Source organism: Bradyrhizobium sp. 23AC, from assembly GCF_054863025.1.
Genome location: NZ_JAVAYN010000004.1, coordinates 310,607 through 331,005, shown reverse-complemented (window position 1 = coordinate 331,005; position 20,399 = coordinate 310,607). Strand labels below are relative to the sequence as shown.

General features: G+C 66.2%; 20 protein-coding genes. 10 read left to right on the top strand and 10 right to left on the bottom strand.

What is annotated here, in order from left to right; translation table 11 throughout:
• Positions 1–28: 28 nt before the first annotated feature.
• Positions 29–1,342, bottom strand: a complete 1,314-nt coding sequence (locus tag RAD10_RS12710) for an HlyD family efflux transporter periplasmic adaptor subunit (RefSeq protein ID WP_461617742.1) — start codon at positions 1,340–1,342, stop codon at positions 29–31.
• A gap of 196 nt (positions 1,343–1,538) precedes the next feature.
• Here RAD10_RS12710 and RAD10_RS12705 point away from each other — a divergent pair, with 196 nt between their 5' ends.
• Together RAD10_RS12705 and RAD10_RS12700 are read left to right on the top strand one after the other, a co-directional pair.
• Entirely contained in the window at positions 1,539–2,174 is a 636-nt protein-coding gene (locus RAD10_RS12705; RefSeq protein ID WP_461617741.1) for a TetR/AcrR family transcriptional regulator, read from the top strand.
• A 44-nt stretch (positions 2,175–2,218) separates the two neighbouring features.
• Positions 2,219–2,557, top strand: a complete 339-nt coding sequence (locus RAD10_RS12700; protein ID WP_461617740.1) for a DUF6665 family protein — start codon at positions 2,219–2,221, stop codon at positions 2,555–2,557.
• Between the two features lie 36 nt (positions 2,558–2,593).
• Here the strand turns inward: RAD10_RS12700 and RAD10_RS12695 are convergent, their stop codons facing one another.
• Positions 2,594–3,799 (bottom strand): extensin-like domain-containing protein, encoded by a 1,206-nt coding sequence (locus RAD10_RS12695; RefSeq protein WP_461617739.1) that lies wholly within the window; start codon positions 3,797–3,799, stop codon positions 2,594–2,596.
• A gap of 489 nt (positions 3,800–4,288) precedes the next feature.
• Positions 4,289–5,125 carry a DUF2147 domain-containing protein gene (locus RAD10_RS12690; protein ID WP_461617738.1) on the bottom strand — a complete coding sequence of 279 codons (837 nt, stop codon included), beginning with the start codon at positions 5,123–5,125 and terminating at the stop codon, positions 4,289–4,291.
• A gap of 193 nt (positions 5,126–5,318) precedes the next feature.
• On the opposite strand from RAD10_RS12690, the gene RAD10_RS12685 reads away from it, so the two are divergent.
• Positions 5,319–6,110 carry a DUF2147 domain-containing protein gene (locus RAD10_RS12685; RefSeq protein WP_461617737.1) on the top strand — a complete coding sequence of 264 codons (792 nt, stop codon included), beginning with the start codon at positions 5,319–5,321 and terminating at the stop codon, positions 6,108–6,110.
• 308 nt (positions 6,111–6,418) lie between these two features.
• Positions 6,419–7,870 (top strand): FecR domain-containing protein, encoded by a 1,452-nt coding sequence (locus RAD10_RS12680; RefSeq protein WP_461617898.1) that lies wholly within the window; start codon positions 6,419–6,421, stop codon positions 7,868–7,870.
• Between the two features lie 69 nt (positions 7,871–7,939).
• Here RAD10_RS12680 and RAD10_RS12675 read toward each other — a convergent pair whose 3' ends face one another.
• Complete coding sequence (locus tag RAD10_RS12675; protein WP_461617736.1) at positions 7,940–8,509, bottom strand: NUDIX hydrolase; 570 nt, start codon at positions 8,507–8,509, stop codon at positions 7,940–7,942.
• A gap of 69 nt (positions 8,510–8,578) precedes the next feature.
• Positions 8,579–9,442, bottom strand: coding sequence for an archaetidylserine decarboxylase (gene asd / locus RAD10_RS12670; protein WP_461617735.1), 864 nt, complete (start codon positions 9,440–9,442; stop codon positions 8,579–8,581).
• A 35-nt stretch (positions 9,443–9,477) separates the two neighbouring features.
• Here asd and RAD10_RS12665 point away from each other — a divergent pair, with 35 nt between their 5' ends.
• Positions 9,478–11,142: an aminotransferase class III-fold pyridoxal phosphate-dependent enzyme gene (locus RAD10_RS12665; protein ID WP_461617734.1), complete on the top strand. Its 1,665-nt coding sequence runs from the start codon at positions 9,478–9,480 to the stop codon at positions 11,140–11,142.
• Positions 11,143–11,471: 329 nt separating this feature from the next.
• On the opposite strand, the gene RAD10_RS12660 is transcribed toward RAD10_RS12665, so the two are convergent.
• The 3 genes from RAD10_RS12660 to RAD10_RS12650 all read right to left on the bottom strand — a co-directional run bounded on the left by RAD10_RS12660 (position 11,472) and on the right by RAD10_RS12650 (position 14,034).
• Positions 11,472–12,131: a hypothetical protein gene (locus tag RAD10_RS12660; protein WP_461617733.1), complete on the bottom strand. Its 660-nt coding sequence runs from the start codon at positions 12,129–12,131 to the stop codon at positions 11,472–11,474.
• A 125-nt stretch (positions 12,132–12,256) separates the two neighbouring features.
• Complete coding sequence (locus RAD10_RS12655) at positions 12,257–12,946, bottom strand: class I SAM-dependent methyltransferase (protein ID WP_461617732.1); 690 nt, start codon at positions 12,944–12,946, stop codon at positions 12,257–12,259.
• Between the two features lie 35 nt (positions 12,947–12,981).
• Positions 12,982–14,034, bottom strand: coding sequence for a glycosyltransferase family 4 protein (locus RAD10_RS12650; protein ID WP_461617731.1), 1,053 nt, complete (start codon positions 14,032–14,034; stop codon positions 12,982–12,984).
• Between the two features lie 273 nt (positions 14,035–14,307).
• Here RAD10_RS12650 and RAD10_RS12645 point away from each other — a divergent pair, with 273 nt between their 5' ends.
• On the top strand, positions 14,308–15,024 hold the full coding sequence (locus RAD10_RS12645; RefSeq protein ID WP_461617730.1) for a L,D-transpeptidase: 717 nt from the start codon (positions 14,308–14,310) through the stop codon (positions 15,022–15,024).
• Positions 15,025–15,139: 115 nt separating this feature from the next.
• Positions 15,140–15,556, top strand: a complete 417-nt coding sequence (locus RAD10_RS12640) for a c-type cytochrome (protein WP_461617729.1) — start codon at positions 15,140–15,142, stop codon at positions 15,554–15,556.
• Here RAD10_RS12640 and RAD10_RS12635 read toward each other — a convergent pair.
• Together RAD10_RS12635 and RAD10_RS12630 are read right to left on the bottom strand one after the other, a co-directional pair.
• Positions 15,553–15,819 carry a hypothetical protein gene (locus RAD10_RS12635; RefSeq protein WP_461617728.1) on the bottom strand — a complete coding sequence of 89 codons (267 nt, stop codon included), beginning with the start codon at positions 15,817–15,819 and terminating at the stop codon, positions 15,553–15,555. The genes RAD10_RS12640 and RAD10_RS12635 overlap by 4 nt on opposite strands.
• Entirely contained in the window at positions 15,812–16,603 is a 792-nt protein-coding gene (locus tag RAD10_RS12630) for a DUF899 domain-containing protein (RefSeq protein ID WP_461617897.1), read from the bottom strand. Before RAD10_RS12630 ends, RAD10_RS12635 begins: the two co-directional genes overlap by 8 nt.
• 153 nt (positions 16,604–16,756) lie before the next feature.
• Here RAD10_RS12630 and RAD10_RS12625 point away from each other — a divergent pair, with 153 nt between their 5' ends.
• From RAD10_RS12625 to RAD10_RS12615, 3 genes are all read left to right on the top strand, one after another.
• On the top strand, positions 16,757–17,977 hold the full coding sequence (locus RAD10_RS12625) for a helix-turn-helix domain-containing protein (protein ID WP_461617727.1): 1,221 nt from the start codon (positions 16,757–16,759) through the stop codon (positions 17,975–17,977).
• Positions 17,978–18,006: 29 nt separating this feature from the next.
• A complete protein-coding gene (locus RAD10_RS12620; RefSeq protein WP_461617726.1) occupies positions 18,007–18,645 on the top strand; it encodes a Vgb family protein in 639 nt (212 codons plus the stop codon).
• Between the two features lie 140 nt (positions 18,646–18,785).
• Positions 18,786–20,354: a DUF4403 family protein gene (locus RAD10_RS12615; RefSeq protein WP_461617725.1), complete on the top strand. Its 1,569-nt coding sequence runs from the start codon at positions 18,786–18,788 to the stop codon at positions 20,352–20,354.
• The last annotated feature ends 45 nt before the right edge of the window (positions 20,355–20,399 follow it).

Genomic DNA, 20,399 nt, shown 5'->3' with positions numbered 1-20,399 from the left:
GTCCGACCTCGCAGCGCTGAGGCTGTGGCTACTGCGGGTGGATCGCGGTGGGATCGTCGAGGTCGACCTCGCTGTCGGCGTCGGCCGCGCCCTTGTTGGTGTCGACGGTCGCATAGACCGACATGCCGGCGCGGAGCAGGTTCTGCTTCGCCACCGACTTCGGCACGCGAATGCGGACCGGCACGCGCTGCACGATCTTGGTGAAGTTGCCGGTCGCGTTGTCAGGCGGCAGCAGCGTGAACACCGAGCCCGCGCCCGCCGCGATGCTGTCTACGACACCGGAGAACTTGCGCATGCCATAGGCATCGACCTTGATCGTCACCGGCTGGCCGGCGCGGATGCGCTTGAGCTGCGTTTCCTTGAAATTGGCGTCGATATAGACGGCGTCCAGCGGCACGATGTTGCCGAGGCGCTGGCCGACCGCGACGAAGTCGCCGGCGTTGACCAGGCGATTGGAGAACGTACCGTCGACCGGCGCGCGCACCGCGGTGAAGCTGAGATCGCGCTCGGCCTTGGCGAGCGTGGTCTTGAGCTCGGCGAGCTGGGCCTGCGCTTCGGCCTGCTGCGCCTTGGCGACGTCGACATTGCTGATTGCAACGTCGTAGGCGGCCTGCGCGGCCTTGACCGCGGCGGCGCCCTGGTCACGTCCGGCTTCCGAGCTCTCGAAGGTGGCGCGCGAGGCAAACCCCTTGTTGCTCAGGGCCTGCTGGCGCTCATAGTCGAGATCGGCGCGCTTGAGGCCGGCCTCGGCTGAGACGAGTTGCGCCTTGGCCTGCGCCACCTGGCTGTCGAGCGCGGCGACCTGGCGGCCGATGCGATCGATGGTGGCCTGCTGGGTCGCGATCCTGGTCGCGGCGGCATCGACCGCGATCTTGTAGTCGCCGTCATCGATGCGGAAGACAATGTCGCCCGCTTTCACGGTCGTGTTGTCGCCGGCAAGGATCGAGGCGATGTGGCCGGAGACGCGCGCGCCCAACATGGTGTTGTTGGCGCGGACATAGGCGTCATCGGTGGAGATGTAGAAGCGGCCAACCAGCGTGTAGTAGCCGGCATAGCTCGCGGCCGCGAGCGCCAGCACGAGGCCGACGCCCATCAGGACGAACTTGCGCTTGCCGGATTTGGGAGCGCCGGCGGCGGGTGCCTCCGGCGCTGGCGCGGCCGGCTTGTCGGTCACGGGCTTCTCCGGCGCCTCGGCGGTGCGGCGCTTGGCTTCCTCGGTCAATTGAGAGCGCAATTGCTCGGCAAGGGGTGCAGCGGTCTCGATCGCCGCATCACCGTCCGCGTGCTCCTCCACCGTTTCCTGGCGAAGAACGCGCGCGGCCTGGTCTCTCGATACGGCCATAAAGGCCTCCCCAAAAAAAGCGCGACCAAGGGACAGCCGGCATGGGGCCTGTTCCCTCTCGCTAATCCAAATACCATTGACCGAACGGTTCGGTCAATATACATAATAATCCCGGCCGGACCCTAATGACGAGAATCCTTTATTCGGGTTTCATGGCCACAGACCCGACTCAAAAACCTTCCGAGACCCTGAACCAATGGTTGTAGCCGGCCGCGATCATCTGCACGTCATCCAGGAGGAGGACGGCTCCAAACGTCGCCAGATCCTGGACGGCGCCCGCAAAGTGTTCATGGATCTCGGCTTCGATGGCGCCAGCATGGGCGAGATCGCGCGCGCCGCGCAGGTCTCCAAGGGCACGCTCTACGTCTACTTCGCCGACAAAAGCGCACTGTTCGAAGCCATCCTCGAGCAGGAGGCGCTCCAGTTCGGCCAGGTCGTGTTCAATTTCGATCCGGCGCGCGATGCCGAGACCACGCTGAAGGAGTTCGGCCGGGCCTACATCCACTTGCTCTGCCGGCCCGGCGGCGGATCGGCGATCCGCACCGTGATGGCGATCGCCGAGCGCATGCCCGATGTCGGCCGCCGCTATTATGCGCGAGTGCTGGACAAGACCATCAACCGCCTCTCCGATTATCTCAAGACCCATGTCGCCTCCGGCGATCTCAGGATCGACGATTGCGACCTCGCAGCGTCGCAGTTCATGGAGCTGTGCAAGGCCTCGCTGTTCCTGCCCTTCGTGTTCCAGGCCGCGCCCGCACCGTCGGAAGAGCGCATGACCGAGGTGGTCGACAGCGCGACGCGGATGTTCCTGGCCGCGTATAAGGCGAAGTAGCGGCGCGTTGCGCGGACCGGTCAGGCGACCCTATATTTGCGGCCATGTCCCGTGATCTTCGCCCGCCCGTCGATATCCTCCATTACGAGATCGTCCAGGAACAGGCCTCGGCGCTTGGACGGATGGGCCGCACACTCGAACAGGCGCTAACCCGCTTGCGCGAGTTCGACGCCGCGCACCCGTCCTCGGAGGCGCCGGCCTCGCTGCAACCGGCCAGGCGCAAGCTGGTGGCGGAAGCCGGCCAGGCGCTCTGGATGTTCGTGGTGCAGCGTGAGGCATCCGGCTTGCGCGACAGCCGCCATATCATGCGCACCTACAATGTCCCGGGCGAGGTGCAGCTCTGCATGGGGTTGGTCCCCGCACCGGCGAAGCCGAAGTCGTAGCCTCCGTGAGCGCAGCTACAAGAGCAACTGCTCCGTCTAATCGTCGGCGTAGTCGTCTTCCTCGCGCTTGTGCCCCGTGCTCTTGCGCGCACCGAGCGAGCCGGTCACGGACGGCTCGCGCGCATTCGCGTACGGCCTGCGCGACTGCGCGCGCGAGGCGACCTCCTCGCCGGAGACGGCGGCGGGCTGACAGATCAGGCGGCGGCTGGCACGGCGCATCAGATCAACGTGGATGTGATCGTAGTGATAGACGTTCGACCCCGGCGCGAGCACCGTCGTGAAATGCGCGCAAGCGCCCGACTGCACGTCGCGCAAAAATCCCTGCTCCTCCGGCATTCCGCGCCAGCCGTCCTTCACGGTGACGCGGCGGCCGTCGGCGAGCACGAAGGCGGCAATGTCGAGCGCGTTGCCGAAGGCGTGTTCGGAGATGTGAGAATGCGGATTGCCGTTCATGCCGCGGCAGGAATAGGCGGAGATCTGCTTGATCTCGGCGACGCGGACGCCGAACCAGCGCATCGCCGAAGGCTGCACGGTGTCGGCGAGCCAGCGGTCGAGCTCGGACACGATCGGACAGGCGAGGGTCGCGGTCGGCTTGATCGCGACCGGACCGACGGCCGTGACGGGATTGCCCTGCGCCGGGCCAAGGCGCGGCGGCGGCTGCTGCGCAGGCGCCTGCGAGTAAGGTGCCGGCCGCGCCGGATAGCTCGGCGAATTCATGTAGCGTGCCGCGCCCGCGGCATCGGTGCCATCGGGCGGCAGATCGATCTCGTCCTCCTGCGCGGCGACGCCGGGCGCGTTCAGTGACACCGGCCCGCTTGAGCTGCCATAGCCGGAGGGTTGGCGCACCGCGCTTTCGGGATAGTTCGATCGTTGCGGATAGGACGATGCCGGATAATTCTGGCTCTGCGGCGTAGTCGACCGCGGCTGCGTCATCGGCCAGCGCGGCTGGCCGCCGATGCTGCCCGGCGGGCGCAGCTCCTCGTCGGCAAAGCCGTAACTGCTCGAGGCTTCGCCGATGGCGGCGACCTTGAGCGGAAACTCGGCGCCGCACATGCCGGGCCCGGAGATCGGGTCGATGCGGACGAGATCCGGCCCCTCTTTCACCGCGCCCGATTTCAGGCATGCGGCCTCGGCCTCGGCCCGCCACGGTTCGCGTTCGGCCTGGAAGAAGCCGCGTCCGCAACCCGCTAGCGAAACAAGGACGATGGAGCCGACGAGATACAAACGAACTCCGCGCGTCATGCACGCACGTTCGGTGAATTTACTTAAAGACTCTTCAACACGTTGATTTCAGAGTTCTTTAACCATACGGGCCCCGCGCGCGCCGGGCGCCGGCTGAACTGAGCGACAGCAAGACTGACTTTTTCGCGAGGAGACTTTCTGTTAACCATAATGCCAGCGCGCAAAGCGGCGCGCATGGAGGGAGCGACCTCATGACGTTCGCCGGGAGACTGAGCGTAGTCACCGCGTACCTCGCCATGGCGTTCGTTGGCGCCATCGTGCTCGGCATGATCTAGCGGCTTCACTCACCACACCACGACCCCTCTTGAGCGCGCGCCTCGTCCTTCGAGACGACCGCTTCGCGGTGTCCTCAGGATGAGGCTAAGCAGCGTCACGCCTGTTGAAACGCCGCCGCACACTCCGCCCTCATCCTGAGGGCCCGCCATAGGCGGGCATCTCGAATGATGGCCGCAGGCAACGCTCTCTTAGGCGACGCCCTTCCAAAGAAGGCTACGACCGCGCACTCCATTGCCGCGACGTCGTGATCATTTGCTCTCGCGGCGCCTCGATCCGCGTCCAGTCGTTGCCGGAGCACCAGAAATGGCCGAGCGCGCAGGCTTCGACGTGGAGCCTGCCGGAGCTCTTCAGCGTCATGGTGGCGTAATAGGTATTGCCGCTGGAGCGGCTGTAGATGTTGCCGGTCCAGACGTCGTGCGACTTCGACTTCATGTTGACGAGCACGCTCTCGCCGCGGCTCGACGCCTCCGTCAGCGCGTAACCGCACAGTGCAGGGCCACAGCGCTCGATGCGGACCGTACCCTTGGCGCCGGGGCTCTCCCATTCGCCGAGCGGCATATAGGCCGGCTCGTCGTCGCTGCGCTGTGCGACCGTTTCGGCCTGCTTGATCTCCGGATTCGGGAAGGGCGGCGGCTCCATGCGCGGCAGGTCGACCCGCGGCGGAGTGAGGCTCGGCGCGACGAGTGTCGGCGTCTCGACCCCAGTTGGCGGCGGGACAACGGGCTGCGATGTCGTCGCGGCGACAACAGGGCCGCTCGGCGCCGGTGGCGGCACGACAACGGTTGCTTGCGCCGGTCGGACCGGAGCTGCGGGATGGGCCGGCTGCAGCGGTGCGACCGCAGGCGGCGCGGCTGATGTCGTGTTGACATCATCTGTCGGTCGAAGGCTGCGGCTCGACACCGAAACACAAGAAGCCGACCGGCAATTGCGCGGCGACTCGACATGGAACCGGTGACCGCCGATCAAGAAGGAATAGGAGCCGGCCACGGCCGCGGGCGTGATCGCCATCAGTGCGATCAAGGCGCCAAGCGAAGTCGCAAGCCGTTTCATCCACACCTCCCTGAGTGTCGCCTCGAGCTTACGCAGAGGCGGCGCGGCTGAATGTGCGCTGCGTCACCCAGACGGCGCGCACGTTGTGACCCCCATCACAGAACGCCCGGCCAGGCCGGCGTAGGGTCGAACCACGCTTCATCCACCAGCGACTTCGGTCCATATCGGGACCACGCCATTTTCGGAGGTTGTCATGAACAAGCTCACCATCGCCGCCACCGCGCTCTTCCTGGCGTCCACCGCCGCCGCCCATGCCGGCGGCAACACGATCTCGTTCCAGATCGAGGGCCAGCACATCCGCATCGAGACGCCGCGCAACTGCGCCTCGCTCAACTGCGTGACCATCGTGGCACCGGGCCTGTCGGACAAGCCGATCAAGCTGAACAACATCAACCTGAAGGGCCTTGGCGGCTCCAAGGACGATGACGATACCACGCCAAGCACCACGACCGCGCAGCCTGCGCCGGCTCCGGTGCAGCAGCCGCCGGCGCAGCAGGCGCCGGCGCAGACGACCGCGCCGGCCGCGCCCGCCGTCACGGCTCCCGCCGCTCCGACCGCGACGGTTGCCGCCGCGCCGTCGGCCGGCTTTGACGCCAATACGCAGCCGGCGCCCGTCGCGGCTCCTGTTCCCGCACCCGCGCCGGTCGCAGTTGCTCCGGCGCCCGCTCCGGCCCCTGTTGCCGCCGCGCCTGTGGTGGTTGCCAACACGCCGATCGGAGTCTGGGCGACCGAAGAGAACAAGGGCAATGTCCGCGTCGAACAGTGCGGCACCAATCTCTGCGGCTATGCCGTGAAGTCCAACGAGCGCATCCTGATCAACATGAAGCCAGAGGGCTCGAAGTGGAGCGGCCGCATCCACGATCCCGACTCCGGCCGCAATTACGACTCGACCATCGCGATGAAGGGTCCGAATGCGATGCGCGTGCAGGGTTGCGCCTTCGGCGGCATGTTCTGCGGCGGCCAGACCTGGAAGCGTGTGAGCTGACATTATCTCCGTCAGCCCGGACGATGCGAAGCATCGACCCGGGATCTCGCGCGACAACCTCACCCTATCCCCTCACCTTGAGGAGCCTGCATAGCAGGCGTCTCGAAGGGCGAGGCCTGGATCGACAGCGGGGCCTGCATGGTTCGAGACGCGCGCAAAGGGGCGCGCTCCTCATCATGAGGGGAGAGAGCGCCGTTTGAATGTTCGGCCCTCCTCCTGCCACACACGTTCATCCGCCATTCAGGTCCCCCCGGCTGATATCAACCGATCTCGCCTCGCGTTCTCACCGGGACTTCCTCGTGCCATCAATGCTGGCCTGGCGCCGCTTCGTTTTCGCGCTCGCCCTGCTGGCCCTGCCGCTGGCCGGCGCGAGCGTTGCGATCGCATCCGAGACGATCGAGCTCGCGCAGGCCCAGCCACAAGCGCAGCCGGCGCCAGCGCCCTCCCCGACGCCATCGGCTTCACCGACACCGGCCGCGGACGCACAACCCGGCGCCGTCGAGCCGATCGGCAACGTTGCGACCGTCACGGGCATCGCGACCGTGATCCGTGACAAGAATTCCTATCCGCTGCGCGTGCGCGACGACATCTATCTCAACGACGTGGTGCAGACCTCGTCGAACTCCACGGTCGGCATCACTTTCGACGACGCCACCACGTTCAATCTCTCAGCCAGCTCGAAGATCACCATCGACAATTACGTCTATGAGGACGGCGGCAAGCAGAACTCAGGGATGTTCGACGTCGGAAAGGGCACAGTGGCCTTCGTTGCAGCTGCGGTGGCGAAGACCGGTAACATGAAGATCACGACACCTACCGCGACGCTCGGCATCCGCGGCACCACCGGCGTCGTCGAGGTGCCTGAAGGCGCGGCAGCGAGCAGCGCGCGCAACGTCAACATCAAGCTCTATCCCGACGCCGACGGCCGCGTCGGCCACATCGACGTCGACGACCGCACCAGCGGCACGCGGCTCGGCGCGCTGACGCAAAGCGCGAGCGGCTTTGCGATCCGGCCCGGCGCGGCCACTGCCGGAATCATGCGCTTCGCCGCGGTGCCGATCACAATTCCCGCGCAGCAGATCGCGCGCGACCGCGGCTTCGTCGGCCAGGTGCATCTGGCGCAAACCACCGGCCGCCAGATCGTCACCGAGCAGCGTGACTTCCGCCGCGCCAATCCGACCGCGCTCAGCCGCATTCCGCGCCCGGCCCAGCCGCCGCAGCAACAACAATTGCGGCCGGCGACCGCACCTGGCCAACAGCCGCAGCGGCCGAACGGCCAGCCCGGTCAGAACAACCGTCCGGGTCAGCAGCAACCGGGCACCCCGGGCCGGCAAGGCACCCAGCCACCGCAACGGCAAGGACAAGGTGGCGCGGTGCAGCCGGGTGGCCAGCGTGCGGGCCAGGGGCAGCAGCCGCGAGGCCAGCAGCAACAAGGCCAGTCGCAGCGCGGCCAGCAGCAAGGCGCCGGACGTCCACGTGCACCGCGCGAAGGACAGGGCGCAAAGCCAAACGGCACGCCGCAAACACAGCCGCAGCGTGGTGGGCAAATTCAGCCCGGAGGAGTCATGCCGTCACAGCCGGGCGGGACTCATCCGCAGCCGCAACTGCCGCGCACCGGCATGCAGCCGGGCCAGCCGCCCACGGTTCAACAGCCGGGCACGCAGCGCCCCGGCGGATTCCAGCAGCGCCTCCCCGCCGCGCAACGCCCCGCAGCGCCGCGCAGACCGGCGCCGGCTCCGAAGGAGAAGGAGCGGCGGTGAAGTCCGGCGTGCATGAGCGCGCTCGGTGCGCTCCCTCGCCCCGTACTTGCGGGGAGAGGTGAAGACACCTCACGCCTCGCCGCGCAGCCAGGCCTTCACCTTCTGCAGCAGACCATGCCGCAACTCGTCGATCGATGCGGCTTCGGCCGGCGTCAAAGTCTGCAGCGTTGCATCGATATCGTCTGCCGCGAGCGGCGGCGTCGGCTCGGGCGCGGGCGGCGACGCCGGCCCCGCTGCCGCAAGCGCGATCGGGCCGATCTGGGTCAGAAAGGCGCGCTCATATTCGCGCGACAGGCGCGCAAGCGCGTCGTCCAACGGCAGCCAGTCGACCGCCTTGATGTCGTTCATCAGCTTGCGGACGGGACCGCCCTCAGCTTCCATGCGCCAGAAATGCACGACCTTGGAACGCCCGCCGGACTGGTAGACGAGCGTGCCGAGGAATTCGTGGATGGCGACGTCGTGCCCGGTTTCCTCGAGCACCTCGCGGTGCGCGGCTTGTTTCGGCGTCTCGCCGTCGTCGAGCTTGCCCTTGGGCAGGACCCATTCATTCCGCTTGCGCTGACGCACGACCGCGATCAGCGGCACGGCTCCTCGCCGCAACACGATACCACCCGCCGCCATGACCGGCGCCCGCGCCATCACTCACATCCGTGTCGATCTATGCATCCCCGCAGGACGATATAGGCGGCGGACGCGGCGGATTGAAGGCTATCCTCTCCTCAACAGCGCTTGACCGGCGCGAATGCGCGTGCCCTCGGCGATGCCGTCGCAGAAGGTAAAATCGCCGGGCGCGAGGATGATGATGGTCGAGCCGTGCTCGAACCAGCCGAGCTCCTCGCCCTTGGCCACGTTGACGTCGCAGGGGAAATTGACCGGACCGCGGGTCTGCGCGTTCAACACCATGTCGAGGAAGTGCAGGCGGATGCTGGCGACCAGGATCGCGGCGACCGGCACCAGCGTCACGGCTTCGCCGGTCGAAAGGTGCGTGCGGATCACCGCGCGCTCGTTCTTGCAGAAGAGACGCTCGACCCGCTTCAGCGCGATCGGATTGACGTTCCAGACATCGCCATGGATCAGCGTGACCCGCTCGATATGCGCGTCATAGGGCGCGTGGAAGCGGTGATACATGCTCGAGGTCAGCCGCAGCGTGACGAAGGAGCCGTTGCGGTGCTGGTCGACCAGCGCGGAATCGCCGAGCAGGTCGAGCAGCGAATAGGGCGCGCCCTTGACCTGAAACAGCTCGGTGTCGGCGATCTTCCCGTGGGCGCCGACGATGCCGTCAGAGGGGCTGGCGACAGTGGAAGGATCCGGATCAAAGGGTCGCAGGCCCGGCTTGAGCTCCCGGGTGAAGCAGTCGTGCAGACTCCTAAAATGAGTCTTGCGCGCCTCGGACAGATCGAGGTCGGAGAACAGCTTCCACAGCGCGATCGAGAAGTCCCGCACGAGAGGATTCTCGATCTTGGAGAACCAGCCCATGAAGCGGGTCAGGGCTGCGCGGGGGATGCGGTTGGTCAACAGGAAGTTGAGGTCTTCCTGCTGGGTGAAAGAGGCGATGAGGGCTTTGACTGTCATGAATCTGTCAGCTCACAGTATTAGCGCTTGTTGTCATGGAAACGACACTCCCGATTCTCTCGATGTCCGTGGCCGCCGCAGCGTCTGCTGCCGCCGTCCTCCCGAAGATCAAGGCGCGGGTCGAATTGTCCCGCGCCAAGCACCGCTCGCTTGCAGGGCACTCCAAGATGTCGCGCCGGGTGGCGAAGCTGCTCCCGTTCTACGAGTTCGGGGAGGACAACTACTTCTCCTGCGACGGTGCGCCCGCGAACATCGCCGCGCAGCGCAAGGACGCCTTCTTCCGCCTCGCCAAACTCTACGCCGAGCGCTACCCCAAGGGACGCGCGATGACGAAGGAAGCGGCGGAAAAGATCTCCGACCTGCACTTCACCGAGACCTATCGCGTGCCATTCCAGTTCTCGCGTCTCGTCCGCGAGCATCTGGGCACCTCGACCTTCATGGAATCGTCCAGCGGCGTCACCGTCACGGATGTCGACGGCAACACGTCCTACGACCTCACGGGATCCTACGGCGTCAACATCTTCGGCAACGACTTCTACAAGGAGTGCATCGAGGGCGCCGAGAAGCGCGCACATGCGCTCGGCCCGGTGCTCGGTCCCTATCATCCCGTCATCCTCGAGAACGTGAGCCGGCTCTGCCAGATCTCGGGCCTCGACGAAGTCTCGTTCCACATGTCCGGCACCGAAGCCGTGATGCAGGCGGTACGGCTCGCGCGCTATCACACCAAGCGCACGCATCTGGTTCGTTTCGCCGGCGCCTATCACGGCTGGTGGGGCGACGTGCAGCCCGGCGTCGGCAACCCGATTCCCGCGCACGAGACCTACACCCTCGCCGAGATGTCCGATAAGACGCTGCACGTCCTGCGCACGCGCAAGGACATCGCGTGCGTGCTGGTCAATCCGCTGCAGGGCCTGCATCCGAACGCCAACGCGCCCGGCGATTCCTCGCTGGTGGATTCCTCTCGCGGCGGCAATTTCGATCGCGCGGCCTACACCGAATGGCTCGCGAGGCTGCGTGAAGTCTGCACCGAGCGCGGTATCGTGCTGATCTTCGACGAGGTCTTCGTCGGCTTCCGCCTCGCCGCTGGCGGCGCCCAGGAATATTTCGGCGTGCGCGCCGACATGGTGACCTACGGCAAGAGCCTCGCCGGCGGCCTGCCGGTCGGCGTGGTCTGCGGCAAGCGCGAGCTGATGCGCCGCTTCCGCGACGACCGGCCCGCCGACATCTGCTTTGCCCGCGGCACCTTCAACTCGCACCCCTACGTCATGACGGCGATGGACGAGTTCCTGAGCCGGCTCGCCAGCCCGAACTTCCGCGCCATCTATGACGGGCTGGACGCGACCTGGAACGGCCGCGCGCAGAAACTCAACCAGATGATGACCGACGCCGGCCTGCCGGTGCGGTTCGCCAACTTCTCGTCGATCTGGACGGTGAAATACACCACGCCGTCCCGCTACAACTGGATGCTGCAATATTACCTGCGCGCCGAAGGCCTGTCCTTGAGCTGGGTCGGCACTGGCCGGCTGATCTTCAGCCTGAACTACACCGACGCCGATTTCAGCGAGGTCGCCGAGCGCTTCGTCCGCGCCGCCGGAAAGATGAAGGCGGACGGCTTCTGGTGGCACGACGGCGTGCTCACCAACAAGAACATCAAGCGGCAGATCCTGAAAGAGATGCTGGCCAAGCGCTTCGGGCGCTGAGGCCACACTGCGCGGGCTTGCTCCGCCTCTCCCGCTTGCGGGAGAGGCCGACGCGCTCGCAGAGCGCGGCGGGTGAGGGTTCTCACCGCACTGGGACATCCTCGGTAATCCCCAACAATCCCGACGCGGAGACACCCCCACCCCAGCCCTCCCCCGCAAGCGGGAGAGGGAGCCCGCTGCCTTTGCCGCTGCATTGTGTGCACGATATGCGATTGTCCGACCGCAAGCGGGGAGAGGCGAAGGGGAAGCCCCCAAGACGTGGATGCCCGGGACAAGCCCGGGCATGACGCAACCATTAGACATCGGAGTGTGTCGTATACGCAGCGCGCTCAGGCGTGCTGCTCTTCGAGCGCGGGCTCGCCGATGAGGCCCAGCGTGTGCTCGGGGTTGAGGTGCAGGCCGGGGTCCATCAGCTCGCCGCGCATCAGGGCCAGCGGCGCTGTGCGATAGAGCATCAGATCGTGGAAGGGATCGGTCAAGATCTTGGTCATCCAGACGAGGCCGGTTTCGACGTCGCGGATGAAGAACAGGTGCACGGTGCGGAACAACAGACCGCCGCCGCCGACCACGAGCCAGATCTTGGCGACCTGCCGCATGAAGTCCGTCGCACTCGCCCAGGGGGTGAACAGGCCGAACAGCGAGGGATCGGCGAACAGCACCAGGGGCGAAGCCGCCCAGATCGCCATCAGCACCACCTTGCGCTGAAGATTGTAGCCGACCTTGATCTCTTCCTTGTGCTCGTGGGTGGCCTGGTTGATGTGGTCGTAGCCGTGCGGCTCGAAGAAGAAGTGACCGGCCTGGCGCGAGGTCATCGAGACCAGCCAGCCGACCAGCGCGGAGATCACAGGGTCGATGAACAGCCAGACATAGGCGAAGAGAAAGCTCAGCGCGCTGACGAAGTGCAGGCTCTGGTTGATGCGGCTGTGGTGATAGTAGCGATGGTCGTCCCAGCGCTGGATCCGCAGCTGCTCGAGATAATTCTTGATCATGCTCTCCCCCAAAATGCTTTCGGGTACGGGATTAAAGGGATTCGATGTAGGCCGTGTGACATCATCAATTTGTCATGTGACGATGTGCAGCGGCGCGATGACGCACGCGACGCGTGAGCTTCAGCTCACGCCGCTTTCGCGACGTCGACCTTGCGGAAGCGCACCAGCGAGAAATGGCCGAGCGGCGGAATCAGGCGGCGCTCGGCGAGCTCGATGCCGTGGGCGCCGGCCAGCCATTTGGCATAGCGCGACCAGGCGAACTCGGCGGTGCGGAAGCCGAGCGGACGCACCACCGGCTGCAGCTTCTGCTCGATGAAGCGGCGCATGCCGGCGTCGGCGCTGACGCGGGTGAGGATGATCAGCTCGCCGCCGGGACGCAGCACGCGGGCGAATTCGTCGAGCGCCTTCTCCGGGTTCGGTACGGCGGTGACGACATATTGCGCCATCACGACGTCGAAGGAATTGTCGGGGAATTCGAGCTTCTCGGCGTCCATCACCGCGAGGCCCTCGACGTTCTTCAGCTTGCCCTCGGTGACGCGCTGGCGCGCCTTGTCCAGCATCGCTTCCGAGATGTCGGTGCCGAAGATGCGCAGGTTCGGCGCATAGAGCGGCAGCGAGATGCCGGTGCCGACGCCGACCTCGAGCACGCGGCCGCCGATCTTGTTGGTGGCCGCGATCGCAGCCTGCCGGCCCTTGGCAAACACGCCGCCGAACACGAGATCGTAGACGGGCGCCCAGCGGTCATAGGCCTGCTCGACCGTGCCACGGGTGAGATCGAGCTGCTCGGTGCCGTCAAGGTTCATGATCTTAGCCATCGATGAGGTTCTCGCTGTGGGTCAGACGTTTGGGATCAACCGCGCACCGGCCGCCGCGCCATCCGAGGCGAGGCGCGCAAGGCGCGGCTGGGCTGAAGTGAGGTGAGATTGCCGACGAACTGGCGCGCGCTGTTTTCCCAGGAACGCTCCAGCGCGAAGTTGCGGCAGGTCTCGCGCGACATAGTGAGCGCGCGCAGGCACGCGGTACGCAAATCGTGGTCGATCGCACCGATCGGATGATCGGCGATCACGTCCTTGGGACCCGTCACGGGAAACGCCGCAACCGGCGTGCCGCAGGCCAGCGCCTCCAGCTGCACCACGCCAAACGTATCGGTCAGGCTCGGAAACACGAACACGTCGGCGGCGGCGAGATGCGCGGTGAGATCCGCGCCCTTCTTCTCGCCGAGGAACACCACGTCCGGATATTTTTTCTCGAGCGCCGCCTTCTGCGGGCCGTCACCGACGACGACCTTGGTGCCGGGCAGATCGAGCGAGAGAAACGCTTCGAGGTTCTTTTCCACCGCGACCCGGCCCATGGTCATGAAGATCGGCCCCGGCAGATCGAGCCGTGCCGGATGATCGGGATGAAACAGCTCGGTGTTGACGCCGCGGGTCCAGAAGCCGAGCCGCTTGAAGCCGCGCTCGGAGAGCTCCTGCCGCAGCGAGGGCGTCGCCACCATCGTCATCGCGGCGGCATCATGAAAGTGGCGCAGCACGGCATAACCGACGGCGGCGGGGATGCCGGTCCGCACCGCAACATATTCGGGAAAGCGCGTCGTGTAGGACGTGGTGAAGGCAAGCCGGTTGCGACGGCAATAGGCGCGCGCGGCCCAGCCGATCGGGCCTTCGGTCGCGATGTGGAGCGCGTCCGGCGCAGCCTTCTCGATCCGTCGCGCGATCTCCTTTCCGCTCGGCAGCGCGATGCGCAGGCCCGGATAGGTCGGCAGCGGCCAGGACGGAAAGCCGTCCGGCGTCAGGAAGTCGATCTCGACATCGAGGGCCTTGGCGGCATTCGCCAGTGAGGTCAGGGTGCGGACCACACCGTTAACCTGGGGATGCCAGGCGTCAGTCGCGATTAATACCCGCATGGGGAAATCCCGAGAGTTTGATGATTCTCGGTTTCCGACCATCAACGAAGGATATTTCAGGCGTGTGACGTCACAGAAGTGTCGGCCCACCGTTTTGTTCGTTAACGGGCGCCTGCGGCCACGAAACTGTCATGAAACAATCCTTGCCGCCGTGAAACCGTTTTCGGTTTTCCGCGCAAATGTCCCGAAACGTTTTGCGGTTAGTGATCTCAGCAACAGAGCACCGCAACGGTGCCGCGGTGGTGAGACCACCGAGCAAACAGGGGCGATCACATGTTCAATCTGGATACGTTCAAGATTTTTTCGCGCGCCGTTGCTTTTGGCGCAGTCGCGGTCTCCGCAATCGCATTCGCAGGTGCAGCCAAGGCCGCGCCGGTGCAGCTCTTCCCCTTCTTCCAGCCGCTGCCGCCGTTCGCCGCGCCGCAGCCGATCCAGCCCTATCAGCCCTACCAGGCGCCGACCTATCAGACCGAGCCGTCCGAGGATCAGGACGCCGTGGAGATGCCGGCGCGCTTCCGCCGCCAGACCGTCTCATACGCGACGCGTGAGGCGCCGGGCACCATCATCATCGATACTCCCAACACCTATCTCTATTACGTGCTCGGCAACGGCCAGGCGCTGCGCTACGGCATCGGCGTCGGCCGCGACGGCTTCACCTGGTCGGGCACGCAGTCCGTCACCAGAAAGGCCGAGTGGCCGGCCTGGACTCCGCCCCCGGAAATGATCGCCCGCCAGCCCTATCTGCCGCGCCACATGGCCGGCGGCCCCGGCAACCCGCTCGGCGCCCGCGCCATGTATCTCGGCGGCACCATCTATCGCATCCACGGCACCAACGCCCCCGACACCATCGGCAAGCGCGTCTCCTCCGGCTGCATTCGCCTGACCAATGATGACGTTTCCGACCTCTATTCCCGCGTCAACGTCGGCACCAAGGTGATTGTGCTGCCGATGACGGAACGCAGAGCGGAGCTCGGAACCGCGACACGCTGAACCGACAGGACATTGTGACGCAAACGGCCCCGGAACATCCCCGGGGCCGCTTTCGTTTGCCCTCGACATTCCGGCGCGCTCGCGTGTTGCGGCGCGAACTCTGATAGAGGCGCAGATGCTATCACGCCTGCAGACGTCACGAAGTTCATCGCTGCGCTCGATCGCGGCCGCTGGAGCGGTGACACTGCTTCTCTCGACCCCCTCGCTCGCGCAGCAGCCTGCGGGCGACGAGGCAGCCCACCAAGCCTTCAACAATTCCTGCCGCACCTGCCATTCCGTGAAGGAAGGCGACAACCGTCTCGGCCCCAACCTCAACAAGATTCTGGGACGCAAGGCCGGCTCGCTGCCGAGCTACAATTATTCGTCCGCAATGAAGGATGCGGGTTTCGTCTGGGACCAGGACAAGCTTGCGCGCTTCATGGTCAAGCCGGACGAGGTGGTGTCGGGCAACAAGATGCAGCCCTATGGCGGCATCTCGGCGGAGGAAGCGGCGAAGATCGTTGCTTATTTGCAGGCAGGCGGGACGCCCTAACGAATCCGCCGCTCCGCAATCAGCCTCAGCCACGCCGCCGAATGAAACGTGCTCATCAAGAGATACATCGGCACCATGCCGCCGAGCACAGATCCCTGCCCGGCGCCGCACAGCAGGTCCGGCCCACCCCCGATCATGGCCGTCAGCACGGCCATGATCGCGAAGGTTGGCGTCGCCGCCAAGGCCAGCCACTTGGCGAGATGGCGCGCAGCCACCACGCCATCGCGGCCGGCGCCGGCCGTTGCGTTGAGCGGACTAGTCACGTCCTTCCGCGGCCTCGTCGCGAAAGGCCTTCTCGCCGGCGTCCGAGATCTCGACCCATTTCTTGTCGGGCGCCGCACCGTCCGTGTAGCTGTCGTGCCAGTTCCACCATTTGTAGGTTGGCGTCTGCGGATAGCCGTTTGGCGAGTCTTCCCAGACCTCCTGGCGGCCGAGCGGCGTGATGTCGAGATAATTCCAGGTACCGCCCATCTGCTCGTCGCCGCGGCTCTTGACGAAATAGGTGCGGAAGATGCGATTGCCGTCGCGGTAGAACACGTTGGTGCCGTGCCATTCGTCGACGCCGAAATCGGCATCAAAGCTGTCGGTGACGGTGACCCACGGCATGGTCCAGCCCATATGCTTCTTCAGCCTGACGATGTCGGCTTGCGGCGCCCGCGAGGCGAACACCAGCGTGGTATCGCGGGCGTTGAGATGCGCGACATGGGCGACCTGGTCGGCGACCATGGAGCAGCCGCGGCAGGCGTGATCGGGCCAGCCGAACACGCCGGGCTCGAAGAAGGCGCGGTAGACGATCAGCTGCCGCCGGCCCTGGAACAGGTCGAGCAGGCTGACCTTGCCGCCGGGCCCCTCGAACGCATAGGTTTTGCTCACTTCCATCCACGGCATGCGCCGGCGCTCGGCGGCCAGGGCGTCGCGGGCACGGGTATGCGCCTTTTCCTTCACGAGCAGTTGCTGACGGGCGGCCTCCCAGTCCTGCGGCGACACCACCGGCGGTGTTTGCATGCCTGCCTGTCCGTTATTCCGTTCGTTTTGGGCTAATGTCATCATGACTCTCCGAATTCCTTGCTTGACGTCTTGCCTGGGCGATCACCCCGCGTCTCGCGGAACCGCTCGCCCTGCACCGCACCTTGTCGGCCGTCAACGAATTCTGGCACCTCGCGGTTGCGCGGTGGGAGTAACAAGTGTGGCGGGATTGACATGGAGTCGCTGATCACGGCCGCCGCGCGCGCGCTCGAGGCCGGCGATCCGCTCGGCGCGCTGAACCGCGTTGCGCTGCGCAACGATGCGCCGTCGCTGGCGCTGCGCGGCATCGCCATGGCGCAGCTCGGCGATCTCGCGAAGGCGAAGACGCTGCTGCGAAGCGCGGCGCGCGCGTTCGGTCCGCGCGAGGCGGTGGCGCGCGCCAGATGCGTGGTGGCCGAAGCCGAGATCGCACTGGTTTCGCGCGATCTGAGCTGGCCGACGAAGACGCTCGCGGCGGCGCGGACGACGCTCGAAAAGCACGGCGATGTCGCCAATGCCACGCATGCAGGCCACATCGAGGCACGCCGTCTCCTTCTCGTCGGACGGCTCGACGACGCCGAGCGTATCCTCGCCGAGCTCGGCACCTCCTTACTCCCGCCTGCCCCGCAGGTCGTCCGCGAGCTCGTGGTCGCCGGCATCGCAATACGGCGGCTCAGAACCAAAGACGCGCGCGCGGCGCTTGCCCGGGCGACCCACGCAGCGAGCCTGGCGAGCATCCCTGGGCTCACAGCCGAGGTCGAGAGCACGAACCGCGTGCTCGATACGCCCGCAGCACGCCTGATCACGCATGGCAACGAACGTCCGTTGCTGCTGGAGCAGGTCGAAGAGCTCGCGGCCTCGGACGCGCTGGTCGTGGACACGTTCCATCATTCGGTGCGCAGGCGAGGCACGATCGTATCGCTCGGGACTCGCCCGGTGCTGTTCGCGCTCGTCCGCATCCTGGCGCAGGCCTGGCCCGCGGATGTCTCGCGCGAAGCGCTGATGTCAGGGGCGTTCGGCGCGAGGCACGTCGATGAATCGCATCGCGCCCGCTTGCGCGTGGAGATCGGCCGCCTCCGCGCCAAGCTCAAGCCTGTGGCCGATGTGACTGCGACGAAGCAGGGTTTTGCACTGACGCCGCGCAAGACGCGGCAGGTCATGGTGCTGGCGCGGCCCGTCGAGGAGAAGCACGCCGCTGTCCTCGCCTTCCTCTCCGACGGCGAGCCGTGGTCCAGCTCGGCGCTCGCGCTGGCGCTGGGAACCAGTGCGCGCACGGTGCAGCGCGCGCTCGACGAGCTGGCGCGATCGAACAAGGTGCAGTCGTTCGGACATGGGCGGGCGCGGCGCTGGATGACGCCGCCCGTCCCGGGTTTCCCGACAGGCTTGTTACTCCCCACGCCGCTGCTGAAGACGTAAGGTAGGAGCACATCACAGGGAGCGAGCACATGAAGCGTTCAGCCGCCGAGATCGTCAGGGAGTACGGACCTTTTGCCGGCGTCGAAGCCGTGCACGGCGTCACCTATGACGGCACCCATGTCTGGTTCGCATCCGGCGACAAGCTGAATGCAGTCGATCCTGATAGCGGCAAGGTCGCGCGCTCCCTCGATGTCGCCGCGCATGCGGGAACGGCGTTCGATGGCCGGCACCTGTTCCAGATCGCCGAGGATCGCATCCAGAAGATCGATGCCGCCTCGGGCAAGGTGGTCACCAGCATTCCGGCGCCGGGTGGCGGTGGCGATTCCGGATTGGCCTGGGCCGAGGGCTCGCTGTGGGTCGGGCAATATCGCGAGCGCAAGATCCATCAGGTCGATCCGGACACGGGCAAGGTCCTTCGCACCATCGAAAGCAAGCGCTTCGTCACCGGGGTGACCTGGGTCGACGGCGAGCTCTGGCACGGCACCTGGGAAGGCGAGGATAGCGATATCAGACGGATCGACCCTGCCACGGGCAAGGTGCTCGAGCAGCTCGACCTCCCCGCAGGGACGATGGTGTCAGGGCTGGAGTCCGACGGCGGCGACCGCTTCTTCTGCGGCGGTGGCCCTAACGGCAATGTGAGAGCGGTCCGCCGTCCCCGGCGCGGCTAGCCCCCGACGATGGTCTGAATGCACGGCAGCGATGCGATCGCTGCCGTTAACCCATTCGCCCCAATTCCACCCCATCGGTGCGCTCTAGCGCCCTCCTCGCCTGCCCTGTAGAATCCCTGCCGGGGCGGCTTGGGGGATCGATGCGACTGACGTTGAATCTGAAGACCATCACGATCGCCGTCGTAGTGCTCGCGGCGTCGTTCTTCATCAGCTTGAAGGCCATGGACTGGCTGTCGCCGCGCGCGACGAATTCCGCGCCGCCGGTGGCGCAACTGCCGCCGCTGCCGCCGGTCGCGAAGAGCTCGATCGTCGTGGCGCCGGTCGCCATCGCGCTGTCGGCGATCCGCGACCAGGCCGAGAAGGCCGCCCCGCGCAATTTCGCAGGGAAGGCCGACAACCCGATCTCGCAGATCCTGGAGAACGCCGACATCGGCTGGACCGCCGTGCGCGGGCCGATGGCAGCTGCCGGCGACAAGGACGTGCTGACGATCTCGACACCGCTCAGCGGCAAGCTGAACGTGACGGGCTCGCTGTCCTCGAAGGCCACAGGCGCACTCGGCGACGCGCTCGGCAGCGTGCTCGGCGGTGACGCAGCGAAACGGATCGGCGCGGTCAACATCAAGAATTTGAACGCCACCGCGGAGATCAAGGGCAACGTGGTCGTCACCTCGCGCCCGAAGCTCGCGGCCAACTGGCATCTGGAGCCCAATCTCGGCGCCCAGGTCAATCTCGGCGACACCAACCTCAACGTCGCCGGCGCCAAGGTCAACGTGCCGGCGCAGGTCAAGCCGCTGATCGACAAGAATGTCGGCGAGCAGATCAACATCGTCTCCGAACGCATCCGCAACGATCCGAGCCTGCGCGAGAACGCCAAGCTGCAATGGGCCAAGGCCTGCCGCTCGATCCCGCTGCAGGGCTCCGGCGCCTCGGGCGCGCTGCCGCCGCTCTGGCTGGAGATGAAGCCGATCCGCGCCATTGCCGCGCAGCCGCGGGTCGATGCCCAGGCCGTGACGCTGCTGATGGGCCTGGAAGCGGAGACGCGCGTGACGTCGACGCAGACCAAGCCGGACTGCCCGTTTCCCGACAAGATCTCGATCGTGCCGCCGACCGGCACCGGCGTGAACATCGGCGTGCCCATCGACGTGCCCTTCACCGAGATCAACAAGCTGATCGCCGCGCAGATGGTCGGCCACACCTATCCCGAGGACGGCTCCGGCCCGGTCGACGTCACCGTCAAGAGCGTCAACGTGGTCCCGTCGGGCGAGCGCCTGCTGATCTCGCTTTTGGTGCGCGCCAAGGAAAAGAAGAGCTGGCTCGGTCTCGGCGCCGAGGCGACCGTGCACATCTGGGGCCGGCCGGTGCTCGACCAGGCGCAGCAGACGCTGCGGCTCACCGACATCCAGCTTGCTGTGGAATCGGAAGCCGCCTTCGGCCTGCTGGGTGCCGCGGCGCGCGCGGTGGTGCCGCAGATGCAGCAAGCACTGCTGCAGAGGGCGACGCTCGACCTGAAGCCGATCGCCGCCAACGCGCGCGAGAAGATCGCTGGCGTCATCGCCGACTTCCAGAAAAGCGAGGACGGCGTCAAGGTCGACGCCAAAATCGACAGCCTGACGCTGGCCGACATTGCCTTCGATTCCAAGACGCTGCGCGTGGTCGCGGAAGCCGGCGGCACGCTGAATGTGTCGGTGACGAAGCTGTCGGGGATGTAGCTCGCTTCGCTCGCCGTACCTGGGCGCCTCTTCGTCGGTTGCGCC